Below are 13,298 nucleotides of genomic sequence, written 5' to 3'. Positions count from 1 at the left end.
TGATGCTTTAAGTCACCCTGTTTATAAAATCGGTAAAAGGTGGGTTTCGCAAAAAGCATTCCCTTGTTTTTGGTAATTGTGCTACGGGTGTGGATTCTCATCTCCAAACCATTCCCATTGCCCAACGTTTTTAATTTTCCTCTATTTGATAAGAGATGGCGTGTTTATCGGTAATCAACAAATTGAATAAACCAGCCAAAAGCAGGCTTAGGCCAGCTATCACCATGGCATTGATGGTTTCTTCCCCCAGCAGCTTCGATATAATATTAATTCCTCCCAATGCCGCAATAATCTGTGGCAATACAATAAACATATTAAAGATACCCATAAAGACGCCCATTCTCTTAGGGTCTACAGAGCTTGATAACATGGCGTAGGGCATAGATAAAATACTTCCCCAGGCAATCCCTATAAGGATAAAACAGAGGGCAAGGTACTCCGGAGAGGGAATAAAGTACATTAATATAAACCCGATTCCTCCTAAAAAGAGGGAGAACATATGCACCCATTTTCGATTTACATTTCTCTTGGAAGTATAAAAGACCAAGGCCAATGCAAATACCATGGAAGATAGTCCGTAAACGCCCATATAGGCACCTACTAAGTTAGACGATTTTTGGAAAGCCGTGTTTTCTTCATTAAATGCCTCTACTTGTAGGGGATCGTTCATATTAAAATGGGCCTCTATGGGTGCCGGATCGTTAAAAACATGTTCGGTAAGGGCCGGATTGGCCATACTCCACATAGTAAAAAAGGCAAACCAGCTAAAAAACTGGATAACCCCCAATTTCTTCATGGTAGAAGGCATGTTCCCTATATTGTTTACCATATCTGAAACAAACCTATTTTTCTTGGCCTTCTCCTTTTCAAAGGCCTCCATATCTTCTGGAGGGTACTCTGTAGTGGTGAAAACAGTGTAAAGAATACTCGCTAAGAAAACGAAAGCACCTATGGCAAATGCTATTTTTACAGACATGGGGACCACTCCAGAGGGGGCAGAATCACTTACGCCTAGTTTGGAAATCATCCAGGGTAGGTTACTAGCCACCCAAGTACCAATCCCAATAATCAGGGTCTGAACCACAAAACCATAGGACCGTTGTGAGTCCGGGAGCTTGTCGGCCACCAGAGCTCTAAAGGGTTCCATGGAAATATTGATGGAGGCATCTAATATCCATAAAAATCCGGCTGCAATCCACAAAGTAGGGGAGTAGGGTACAAAAAATAGGGCTACGGAACTTAAGACAGCCCCTATTAAAAAGTAAGGCCTTCTTCGTCCCCAGCGATTACTCCATGTTTTGTCACTGAGATAGCCAATAATAGGCTGTACAATTAAACCTGTAAGAGGAGCTGCAATCCATATTAAAGGGATGGTTTCCTTTTCTGCCCCCAAGGTTTGAAATATCCTTGACATAAAGCCACCTTGAAGAGCAAATCCAAATTGAATTCCGAGAAATCCAAAACTCATGTTCCAGATTTGCCAGAAACCTAGTTTCTGTTTTTCCATAATTTTATTGTATAAAATATTGCGTCCCTACCCTGTAAAATGGAAGGGGAAATGGTGCGAAGTGAAAAGAATACTAGGTGCTTAACTTTAAGTTTAGCGTGGTAAATATATAAAAATTAATTAATGATCGGTATACCTGTTGTTTTTTGGGATGATTTTCTAACAATTAAATCCGTTGAAATTACCTTTCGTTCATACCCTTTGTTCTTATCCTGCTGTTGAATACGATCTAATAATAACTCGGCAGCTTGTTCTCCAATGGTTTTCCCGTGTTGCTTAATGGTAGACATTTCCGGTGTGGAAAATAGGGATATCAATCCGTCCGTAAATCCAACTACCGCTAGTTCATCGGGGATGTAGATTCCTTTTTCCTTGGCAATTTTAATGGCGATCGCTGCATATATTTCATTTACCCCTAAGATGCCGTCAATCCTTACCTCCTTATTGTCCATGAATTGGGCTATCTGTTGGCTAAGGTCTAACTTATCATCCACCTTTAGTATAAGTCGATTGTCTATGGGAATTTTATTTTCCTCCAAGGCTTTGATATAGCCTTTGGTTCTCAATGCCCCTACATTAATATAATCTGGGGTAGATATAATTGCGATGTTCTTACAGCCCATTTCCATCAGGTGTTTGGTAGCTTTATAGCCGCCCCCAAAGTCGTCCACTACTACTTTGTCCGAAGGCACTTCGTCCGCCACCCTATCAAACAGCACCAAGGGAATATTATAGGATTGTAATTCTTTTAAATGGTCAAAATTCCCTCGCTCTAAAGTTTCCTTGGCAATGGAGACTAAAAGACCATCTACGCTACCATTGGCTAGCATTTGTACGTTTAGCTTCTCCTTTTCATAGGATTCATTAGATAGGCAAATCATTACATTGTAATCCCTATCATTGGCAATTTTCTCTATTCCACTTATAACCATAGAAAAAAAGTGGTGTACAATTTCTGGGATAACCACCCCGATAACCATCGTTTTATTGTTGCGCAGCTTCTGACCAAGCATATTGGGTCGGTAGTTGTGCAGGGCTGCAAATGCCTGTACTTTTCTCCTTGTCTCCTCACTGATCTCAGGATTGTCCTTCAATGCTCTGGATACAGTAGAGGGGGATACGTCTAATTCTTTTGCTATATCTTTTATGGTGATTTTAGGCCTCATTTTTTATAGGTAATACTTTATTTAATATGGTTAATAACAATGCCCCCACTATAGGCCAAAGCTATTGGCATTGCAAAGTAGGGGGATTTTTCTTTTTATTATTATCGATATGACAGAATAAAATCCCTAAAATACAAAAGTTGTCAACATGCAACGCGTTGCGTGAATGCTGCACCTTGTTAATTTAAAGTTAAGGGCATATTTTCACCATGCGAAAAAGTAGAAGTGTATTAGGTATTAACCAATTATTAACTCAATCTAACTGTATGAATAAGCTAAAAAGCATCTTTATAGGTGTGTTTCTCTTTTTTCCTTTGCTCTTTTTTGGCCAGGAAATGGTGAAAGGGAAAATAACGGATAAAACATCCAATATTCCCTTAATGGGAGTCAATGTTTTGGTAAAAGGTACCACACAGGGTACTATTTCCGATTTTGATGGAAATTTTGAAATTGCCAATATCAATATGGGCGATATCTTGGTATTTACATCCCTTGGGTATCACGATAAAGAGGTAGCCGTAACCTCCACTACCTTAAATGTGGAAATGACCGAATCCGTGGAAGCACTGGACGAAGTAGTCCTTATTGGTTATGGTACCGCTAAAAAATCTGATTTAACCGGAGCGGTAGATGTTTTGTCCTCCAAAGATTTTAATGAAGGGGCAGTGGTGTCTGCTGATCAGTTGCTTACCGGTAAAATGGCTGGAGTACGAATCACTACAAACGGCGGACAGCCAGATTCGGCTCCTAATATTAGGATAAGAGGTGGGTCGTCACTATCGGCGAACAACAACCCTCTTATTGTAATAGACGGTATCCCAATAGATAACACCAATCCGGCAGGAGTAGGAAACCCACTATCGCTTATCAATCCTAATGATATTGAAAGCTTTAGTGTGTTGAAAGACGCATCGGCCACGGCAATCTACGGATCTAGGGCTTCCAATGGAGTAATTATCATCGCCACCAAAAAGGGAACTTCTGGAGAGGCCAGATTTAACTTCTCATCCGATGTTTCTGTAAGCAAGGTAAATAGAAGGGTAAATGTGATGGATAGTGATAGTTATGTGCGATTCATCAAGGAATATCACCCATCTTTTACCAATTTGTTGGGAGTGAAGGACCCTAACAGCTCCTTAAGCGATGATCCCTTAACAGAAGAGATAGAAGGAAGAATCATTTACGATACAGATTGGCAAGATCAGATTTATAGAACTGCCATCTCTTCCAATAATAACTTTAGTGCCAGAGCAAATTTAGGGGGTAAGGTACCATTCAGAGGTTCCATTGGCTATACCAATACGGCCGGAGTGGTAAAAACGAATGATTATGAGCGAGTAAGCTTATCCGTTAAATTAACACCCACTTTCTTTGACGATCATTTAAAAGTAGATGTAAATGCAAAGGGACTTTTCTCAGACAAAAATGCCATTGATGAGGGGGGCGCTCTTGGAGGAGCCGTAAATATGGATCCTACAAAACCTGCATTCGATCTTAATCCCGATAACCGTTTTGGAGGTTATTACCAAAATACGGTGGTAGACGGAAATAGATTGATATTAGACGGACAATATAACCCCTTGGCCTTGTTAAAACAGCGACAAAGACCAGAGCAGGTAGCAAGATTCCTCGGGAATGTGGAACTCGATTATAAATTGCATTCGCTACCAGAATTGAGGGCAGTCCTTAATCTAGGTGTGGAAGGATCCAAGGCTAAGATAGAGGAAACGTTTTCCGATAATTCATTGGCTACTTACCGATTTGATAATGCCAATACGGATATTAACACCAATTATCTGTTTAACCCTGGGGTTAACTACCGGGAAAATCAAGATATGACCAACACCACCTTGGATGCCTATTTGGTCTATGCCAAGGAATTAGATGGTTTCCTAAGAAGAGTGGAAGTACAGGGTGGCTATTCTTATCAAAATTTCAAAAATGACGGGAACAAGGAAATTTACCGCTACAATAATGAAACGGGAATTAGGGAGGTACAGGAGAATCTGGAAAACCCTAATAACAGATATTATAATGTGCTAAACCTGCAGTCGTACTTTGGAAGGGCCAATATAGATGTCTTGGATCAGGTACTGCTAACCCTCTCCTTTAGGGCAGACGGATCTTCCTTATTTACCAAGGAAAATAGATGGGGCTACTTCCCTGCCGCCGCAGTGGCTTGGAAATTAGGAAATATGGATTTTGCTGAGAATTCCAATGTCATTAACGACCTAAAGCTAAGGCTAGGGGCCGGGAAAACCGGACAGCAAGATATTACCGGGGCCGTAGGATACTATCCATCCTCTCCACTTTTTGTAGTGGGTAGCAGTACCAGTCAATATTTGTCTGGCGTATCCTTATATTCTGCTAGGGCATTTAACCCAGATCTTACTTGGGAAAAAACGACTACCTATAATATTGGGCTGGATTTCGATTTCTTCAACAACAATATTTTATCAGGTGCTGTAGATTTTTATAAAAAAGAAACCAAAGACCTATTAGCTAGGACGTCGGTTCCTCCAGGACAGGCCTTGACCGATGCATTTGTTCAAAATGTGGGAGAAACAGAAAGTAAAGGTTTTGAAGTTAACCTAAACTTAAAACCAATACACACCCAAGATTTTAGGTTCGAGATTAATTCTAACGTGGGGTATAATAGGTCTGAGGTTACCAGTCTTAAGGACGTTTCTAGAATTACTGCAGATGAGTCTGGCTTACCTACAGGGACTGGAGTTAGAATTGGATACCATACTGTAGGTTTCCAGCCCTACTCCGCATGGGTGTTTAAGCAGATCTATGATGTAGATGGCAATCCCATATCCAATGCGTTTTTAGATTTAAATGGAGATAATGTATTAGATAATGATGATAGGTATTACCAACCCTTAAGGCCTAATTGGACCTATGGTTTTGGAATAAACCTAAATTATAAGCATTGGGACCTAAGCTCAAGTTTTAGGGGGCAAATAGGAGGCAAGGTATATAATGCCAAGAGGCTAACTACCGGTTGGATAGACAATGCCATTCCTAATAATAGCAATAGCCTAAGCAATGTGTTGGATTTTTACAGAGGTGATGCCAATACCGCTATGGTAAACGTACAGGGGAACATTCCCTTTTCGGATTACTTTTTAGAGGATGCTTCATTCTTAAGAAGTGAGAATATTGTTTTGGGGTATCGTATTCCAAATTTCTTGGAGAATGCTTCATTAAGAATCTATGGAGCTGCCAATAACCTATTTGTGATAAGTGATTATAGTGGACAAGATCCGGAGAATTTCAACGCAATCGATACAAATTTCTATCCAAGGCCAAGAGTATTTAGTCTAGGATTAAATTTAGATTTTTAGGAAGAGGGGAATCACCTTGGAAAGTTTAAAATCCCATGGGATTGGATGGCACAAGGTGGAATGGAAATTTGCTCCCAAGAGAATTTGGGGTGACGTTAGAAAAACATATAAAATAAAACAAATGAAAAGAATAATAACCGCATTTTTAGGAATGGCCCTCTTTATAAATATGGGCTGTACAAAAGATTTGGATACCGACCCTTTGGTGGAACTCACCTTGGCTGAACTTTTAAGAAAAGACCCCAATGCGGTAGAGGGGATCGTATCCAGATTATACGGCTCCTTTGCGCTGTCCGGGCCAGATGGGCCAGGTAGCTCCGATATTAGTGATGATGCTGGGGAATCGCCCTTTTTACGTGGAATTGTAAACTTGCAGGATTTCACTGCCGATGCCATGAAAAATAGATGGGGAGATGATGGGTTAGATCAATTGACGACTACCTCTAACTGGGATGAGAATAATAAATTCTTTAGGTACCTGTACAATAGAATATATTATACCATTCCCCAGTGTAACAACCTACTTTCCGTGCTCAATAATGTGGATACGGAAAATAAGGAAGCCGTAATTTCGGAAGTACGATTTATTAGAGCATTGGCATATTATTATCTCATAGATACCTTTGGAAAAGGGGTTTTGGCAACCGAAGAAAACTTTGGTACCTCGGCACCCCTTCCCGAAGCCACTAGGGAAGAGCTGTTTAATTACGTGGAATCCGAATTATTGGAGATTGTGGAGACCTTGCCAGAGAACAATGATTATGGTAGAGCCAACAAAGCAGTAGGTCAAATGCTATTGGCCAAGCTGTATATCAATGCTGAAGTATATGTGGGTACTCCTAAATATGCCGCGTCTATGGAAGCCATTTCCAAAGTAATCGATAATGGTAACTACCGTCTGGCAGATAGTTTTGTCAGTGTTTTTTCTGGGGATAATAATACCTCGCCAGAGATTATTTTTCCTTTGATTGCAGATGCTTTAAATAGTCAGAGTTACGGAAACACTACGTATATCGTAAATGGTGGCAGTAGTTCCGAAACCATGACCTTGGCAGACTATGGGTTAACAGAAGGCTGGGGAGGCCACAGGGCAACCAAGGCCTGGTATGGTTTGTTTGGGGATCTGGACACTGCTACTGACGATAGAGCTAAACTCTTTTTTACAGAGGGGCATTCTTACGAAATGACCGATTACAAAACTTGGACGGATGGTTATCCCTCAATCAAGTTTAGAAATACCAATGCGGTGTCGCCTGTTATGGCACCCACTCCTTTTTCGGGTACGGATTTCCCCCTATTTAGATTGGCGGATGCCTATTTAATGTACGCAGAGTGTGCCCTTAGGACGGGAACTAATTTGGAGAAGGCACTGAATTACGTGAATTTGGTGAGGGACCGTTCTAATGCGGACCCAATAAGCCAGGGCGAATTATCATTAGATTACGTTCTGGACGAAAGAGCCAGGGAGTTAAACTTGGAAGGTCATAGGAGATCGGATTTAATTCGTTTTGGGAAATTTACAGGCGGTACTTATTTATGGCCGTGGAAAGGTGGTGTCGCAGGCGGAACAGCCATTCCAGACACCTATAAATTGTTCCCAATTCCCTTACAGGCCTTGGAAGCCAACCCAAATTTAAAGCAAAATAACGGATACTAAACAAAAACCATAAGCATGAAAAACATAAGAATTATAGGACTATTTATCTTGATCGCACTAGGCATGGTGTCTTGTGAGAAAGATGATAATTTATTTATTAGCTCGCCGGAACCGTCGGAAGAGGTGATGTTTACCAATACTTTTTTAAACGAGTATGTATTAACCTCTGAAACCAAAAAGAATATTGCGGAGCGTTTTGTTTGGAATGCTCCTAATTTTGGAGTGGCTACTCCCAATAGCTTCGAGCTTCATGGGGCAGCTACCGAAGATTTCGCAGAATTTACCCTTTTAGGTTCAACGGCAGAGAACAACTACGGCGTTACCGTAGAGCAAATGCTGGCCTTGGCAGCTCTTGCCGGATTGGATAATGATCCAGATACCGCCGATATGCCAAACTCCGGGAGTCTTTATTTTAGGGTCAGGGCATTTATTGGAGATGGGGGAGAAAACGCACCAGAAAGTATCTCTACCGTAACCGCTCTAAATGTGGTGCTTCCAGAAGCCAAGGGAGAAGGTAGTGGTATTGAAGTTTCTACCTGGGGTGTTGTGGGTGGTGCAACCCCAAATGGATGGGATGGGCCAGATATTCCCTTTTATACAACCGATAATCCAGATGTAATTGTAGCCTATGCAAACTTGGTGGATGGCGAAATTAAATTTAGGCAAAACAACGCATGGGGTGGCGATTTTGGAGACGCAAACAACGATGGAATTTTAGATCAGGACCCGGATAACAATATTGCGGTTACCGAAGGAACCTATAGGATCACCATAGATTGGAGCGATAATTCCTATACCATTGAAACTTTCTATTGGGGACTGGTAGGATCCGCTACGCCAAACGGATGGGACGGACCGGATACCAAATTGGTTTATGATTATAATACCGACACCTTTAAAACGGTAGTACAATTGAAAGATGGAGAAGTAAAAGTTAGAATGAATGATACCTGGGGTGGCGATTATGGGGATGCAAATGGAGACGGAGTATTGGATCAGGATGCCGATAACAATATTGCTGTAACCGCTGGCTACTACTTGGTAACCGTTAATTTTAATACCTTGGAGTATTCCATTACTGAAACTAAAATATGGGGGCTGGTAGGTTCTGCAACTCCAAATGGATGGGATGGGCCGGATAGTAAGTTTACGCCAGATTTTGCCAATCCTGGTGTATGGACCCTAGATATTACCCTAGCGGATGGGGAAATAAAAGTACGTCCAAACGATACTTGGGGAGAAGATTATGGAGACGCCAATTTAGACGGGGTTTTGGATAGGGATTCCGATAATAATATTGCAGTCACTGCAGGAACGTATAGGATTACCCTCGATTTCTCAGATGAGAGTTCTCCCACCTATACTATTGAATAACCAATTACTTATAAAGGGCGGTAGATTTTCTACGGCCCTTTTTTAATACCAACTGTATGAGAAAACTATTACCAGTACTACTTTTCCTAATTTCTAGCCTTGCTATTTCCCAGGTGCAAACGGCAAACTTTGCTGTATCACCCGAAGCTTTTGGGGAGAACGACCAAATTACCCTGACCGTAGGGAACGTAGATCCGGAAAAATGGGGGGTGACAGACCTTTACCTTTGGGCCTGGTCCTTGGATGCCAATGGGCAAAACTCCCAAGATTCCCCAACTAATGGAACATGGACTAATAGCAATGAGGCACAAAAATTAAGCGATAATGGGGATGGTACCTTTAGTTTCTCTTTAACTCCCAGTACTTTTTTCAATAGGACCAATATAGGGGAGATTGGAGTCTTGGTTAAGGCCAAAAATGGGGATGGTGATAAAAAAACACAGGACCATATTTTTGCCGTAGGTGCTTTTCAACTTAATTTAATAGCTCCCGCAGAAAGTACCACTGTGGTAAACAGCGGGGAATTATTGAATATTATGGGCAGCACTTCATTGGCATCCAATTTTGTACTTACTGCCAATGGAATAGAAATAGATCAACAAGATGCCATCACCGATTATAATTTCGATTATTCGGTCACTCAAAATACACAGTTTGTTTTGCAGGCTACCCATGACGGGGAAACGAAATCCGTAGCTTTTAAAGCAGTGGTTGCTCCAACGGTAGAGGAGGTACCTGTTCCCGATGGAATGTTAGACGGTATAAACCTAGAGCCTTTAGACCCAACTAAGGCTACCTTGGTGCTCTATGCCCCATTTAAGGAATTTGTTCACGTGATTGGAGATTTCAATAATTGGGAAATAGACGATACTTACCTGATGAAGAAAGACAGTTCGCAAGACAGGTTTTGGATAGAACTAACGGGTTTAACACCGCAAAAAGATCATTTGTACCAATATTTGGTCAATTTTGAAATTAATATTGCCGATCCTTATTCTACCCTAATATTAGACCCTTATTCCGATCAGTACATCAATGAGCTTACCTTTCCAAATCTTCCAGATTATCCCACTAATTTAACCACCGAAGCGGTTACGGTATTGCGTACCGGTGAGGCGGAATATGAATGGCAGATAACCAACTTTGTAGCACCCAAGAAAGAAGACTTAGTTATATATGAAGTCTTACTGCGAGATTTTGATGAGTTACACAGTTTTGATGCTTTAAAGGAACGTTTGGATTATTTGCAGTCGTTGGGAATAAATGCTATTGAGCTAATGCCTATTAATGAGTTTGATGGAAATGAAAGCTGGGGGTATAACCCATCTTTCCATATGGCTTTGGATAAATACTACGGAACAAAGGATGCCTTAAAAGCCTTGATAGATGAATGTCACAAACGGGGAATTGCTGTGATTTTAGACGTTGTTTACAATCATGCTACCGGACAACACCCCTATTTTAGATTGTGGAACGATACCAATGGAGGACTGGGGGGTACTGCCACTACCGAAAATCCATTTTTTAATCAGGAAGCAAAACACTCCTATAGCGTTTTTAATGATTTTAACCATCAATCCCCAGCAACGCAATATTACGTGGAAAGGACGGCGCAATATTGGATTGAAGAATTTAAACTAGACGGTTTTAGATGGGACCTTACTAAAGGGTTTACCCAAAATTGTACTTCCAATAACGATTCTTGTACCAATGCCTATCAGCAAGATAGAGTGGATGTCTTAAAACAGTACGCCGATAAGCAATGGGAAGTAAACCCTAATTTTTATGTGATTTTTGAGCATTTAGGAGGGATACAGGAAGAAAGGGAATGGGCAGAATATAGGATTGATGAGGGGAAGGGTATTATGCTCTGGAATAAGCAGACCACCCCTTATAATGAAGCCACCATGGGTTACCACAGTAGCGGAAAATCTAACTTTTCTGGAGTCTCCTATTTGCAAAAAGGATTTACCACCCCTTCGGCAATTTCTTATATGGAAAGCCATGATGAGGAGCGATTAATGTTTAAAAATTTAAACTTTGGAAACGCCACGGAAAACTATTCCACCAAATCTTTGCCAATAGCCTTGGAACGGATGGGGACGGCAGCGGCTTTTTTCTTTACTGTCCCCGGACCAAAATTAATTTGGCAGTTTGGGGAGTTGGGATATGACATTTCCATAGATCAAAATGGACGGGTGGGTAATAAGCCCATCCTTTGGGAATATGCAGAGGACCCCAATAGGTGGGCACTATACCATACCTATCGTAAACTAATACAACTAAAAACGGATGCTCCAGTGTTTTCCACCTCCAATTTTTCAATGGATCTCTCCGATGCAAGTGGGATGAAGCGTATTCATTTAACGCTCGATGACGCCTCGGAAACGGATATTAAATACGTGGTGGTTATTGGTAATTTTGGGTTGACTACAGTGCAGGTAGCTCCTGGCTTTCAGGAAACCGGAACCTGGTATAATTTAATGAAGCGAAACCGTCCCTTGGAGGTAACCCAAGTGTCTAGTCCCATTAGCTTGCAACCTGGGGAGTTTTTAATTTATGGGGATAAACCTTTTGTAGACCCTAATGATTTGGATAGTGACGGGGTAATTAATTCAGAAGATGAATGTCCTAATACCCCTCTCGGAGCAACAGTAGATGTAAACGGTTGTAAGGTGTTTACCTTGCCCGTTACCAATTACCGAATTTCATCTACCAGCGTAAACTGTAAATCGGCCAATAATGGCAAAATTGATATTTCGGCAACTGCCAGCCATAATTATACGGCAAGGTTGTTGGGCCCTAATGATTATAACTTCACTAGTAGTTTCACGGATAGTTTGGGAATAGAAAATTTAAAACCGGGTAGCTATTCCCTTTGTTTTGAGGTAGAAGGGGAGTCTTCCTATGAACAATGTTTCTCTATCGAAATTAGTGAACCAGAGGATTTATCGGTTTTTTCAGCAATAGACAGATCTTCAAAAAGCGTTTCCCTCTCCTTAAAAGGAGGTGCATCGTATTACGTAACCCTAAACGGGAAAACTTCCATAACCAAGGAGGATACTCTAACGCTTTCCTTAATGGCAGGTGTAAACAGTATTAAAGTAACTACCGGAGTTCCCTGTCAAGGGACCTTTGAAACCCAGGTAATTGTATCCGAAGATGTAAAGTACTATCCCAATCCGGTAGATTCGGAACTGTCTATTTATTGCGGAGGCATGGATAACGAGGTAACCGTAACCATTTTCGATTTTACGGGAAGAATGCTTTACAAAAAGAAGAAGCAAATTGGAGCTGATAGAACGGTACGGGTAGCTACTGCCCATTTCATTTCTGGGAACTACCTGGTACAGGTGAAAGGTAAGACGATTAACGAAACTTTTAAAATTATTAAATAATGAGTAACCCCTTCATAAAACTACTAGGCCTTTCCCTCATCACTATTTTTATTAGCTGCGGTGGTGGTGGCGATGATAGTCCTACAGAACCCATAGCCACACCGCCAACCCCTGCTACACCTATCAGTCCGGCCAACGAAGAGGTATGCTTGGATGGAAAATCGGTGTCCGATACCCAAAGCGAGGTGCAATTTATTTGGGAGGCGTCTAAACATACGGACAATTATAGCTTGGTAATCACTAATCTAGATTCGCAACAAACAACCAAACACTCTAGTACTACGGAATCAATCTTCGTTAAATTGAACAAGGGAGAACCTTACTCATGGTATGTGGTATCTACTTCAAATAAAATTAACCAACCCGCACAGAGTAGTACCTATCGGTTTTACTTGGCAGGGGAGGGGACCCAAAGTTATGCTCCTTTTCCCGCTGAAGTGGTGGCGCCAGAAATGGGCGCTAGCGTTACCGCTAGCGAGGGAACTATTAATCTTCGATGGAAGGGATCCGACCCCGATAATGATATCCAAGGATATGAGTTATTCTTGGATGTGGCCAATCCACCACTGTCTAGTTTAGGGGCAGTAACGGACCAGAACAAGGTAGCAACGGTTACCTCTGGGAATACCTATTATTGGCAGGTGGTCACTACCGATGCAGAGGGGAATACGTCCAATTCGGAAATATTTCAGTTCAAGGTGAACTAGGATGACGATAGAAAATTTGGTGCTTGCAAGTATAAAGAGTAGGAAATAATCAAGAAAGTGAGGAACTCAAGTAAGATTCTTCTTTAGCAATCTACTCGTGAAAATTTGGATTATGATGTATTTTTGTAATAGAGGAAGC

7 protein-coding genes are annotated in these 13,298 nt (G+C 41.3%); 5 read left to right on the top strand and 2 right to left on the bottom strand.

Going from position 1 to position 13,298, the window contains the following annotated elements:
- Window positions 1–130 precede the first annotated feature (130 nt).
- Window positions 131–1,507 (bottom strand): MFS transporter, encoded by a 1,377-nt coding sequence (locus BV214_RS07710; RefSeq protein WP_086476926.1) that lies wholly within the window; start codon window positions 1,505–1,507, stop codon window positions 131–133.
- Between the two features lie 116 nt (window positions 1,508–1,623).
- Window positions 1,624–2,673: a LacI family DNA-binding transcriptional regulator gene (locus tag BV214_RS07705; RefSeq protein ID WP_086476925.1), complete on the bottom strand. Its 1,050-nt coding sequence runs from the start codon at window positions 2,671–2,673 to the stop codon at window positions 1,624–1,626.
- 266 nt (window positions 2,674–2,939) lie between these two features.
- On the opposite strand from BV214_RS07705, the gene BV214_RS07700 reads away from it, so the two are divergent.
- The 5 genes from BV214_RS07700 (at window position 2,940) to BV214_RS07680 (ending at window position 13,159) form a co-directional block, all read left to right on the top strand.
- Entirely contained in the window at window positions 2,940–6,023 is a 3,084-nt protein-coding gene (locus BV214_RS07700; RefSeq protein WP_086476924.1) for a SusC/RagA family TonB-linked outer membrane protein, read from the top strand.
- Window positions 6,024–6,144: 121 nt separating this feature from the next.
- Window positions 6,145–7,680 (top strand): RagB/SusD family nutrient uptake outer membrane protein, encoded by a 1,536-nt coding sequence (locus BV214_RS07695; protein ID WP_086476972.1) that lies wholly within the window; start codon window positions 6,145–6,147, stop codon window positions 7,678–7,680.
- Window positions 7,681–7,695: 15 nt separating this feature from the next.
- Window positions 7,696–9,054 carry a SusF/SusE family outer membrane protein gene (locus BV214_RS07690; protein ID WP_086476923.1) on the top strand — a complete coding sequence of 453 codons (1,359 nt, stop codon included), beginning with the start codon at window positions 7,696–7,698 and terminating at the stop codon, window positions 9,052–9,054.
- Between the two features lie 56 nt (window positions 9,055–9,110).
- On the top strand, window positions 9,111–12,452 hold the full coding sequence (locus BV214_RS07685) for an alpha-amylase family glycosyl hydrolase (RefSeq protein WP_086476922.1): 3,342 nt from the start codon (window positions 9,111–9,113) through the stop codon (window positions 12,450–12,452).
- On the top strand, window positions 12,452–13,159 hold the full coding sequence (locus tag BV214_RS07680) for a fibronectin type III domain-containing protein (RefSeq protein ID WP_086476921.1): 708 nt from the start codon (window positions 12,452–12,454) through the stop codon (window positions 13,157–13,159). Before BV214_RS07685 ends, BV214_RS07680 begins: the two co-directional genes overlap by 1 nt.
- Window positions 13,160–13,298: the final 139 nt, after the last annotated feature.

This window comes from Arenibacter amylolyticus (assembly GCF_002150785.1).
Taxonomy (GTDB): domain Bacteria; phylum Bacteroidota; class Bacteroidia; order Flavobacteriales; family Flavobacteriaceae; genus Arenibacter; species Arenibacter amylolyticus.
This window is presented reverse-complemented; position numbering and strand designations above follow the sequence as displayed.

Coding starts and splice junctions, on each gene's coding strand:
- BV214_RS07710 (WP_086476926.1), bottom strand. CDS start 1,507: ATGGAAAAACAGAAACTAGGTTTCTGGCAAATCTGGAACATGAGTTTT.
- BV214_RS07705 (WP_086476925.1), bottom strand. CDS start 2,673: ATGAGGCCTAAAATCACCATAAAAGATATAGCAAAAGAATTAGACGTA.
- BV214_RS07700 (WP_086476924.1), top strand. CDS start 2,940: ATGAATAAGCTAAAAAGCATCTTTATAGGTGTGTTTCTCTTTTTTCCT.
- BV214_RS07695 (WP_086476972.1), top strand. CDS start 6,145: ATGAAAAGAATAATAACCGCATTTTTAGGAATGGCCCTCTTTATAAAT.
- BV214_RS07690 (WP_086476923.1), top strand. CDS start 7,696: ATGAAAAACATAAGAATTATAGGACTATTTATCTTGATCGCACTAGGC.
- BV214_RS07685 (WP_086476922.1), top strand. CDS start 9,111: ATGAGAAAACTATTACCAGTACTACTTTTCCTAATTTCTAGCCTTGCT.
- BV214_RS07680 (WP_086476921.1), top strand. CDS start 12,452: ATGAGTAACCCCTTCATAAAACTACTAGGCCTTTCCCTCATCACTATT.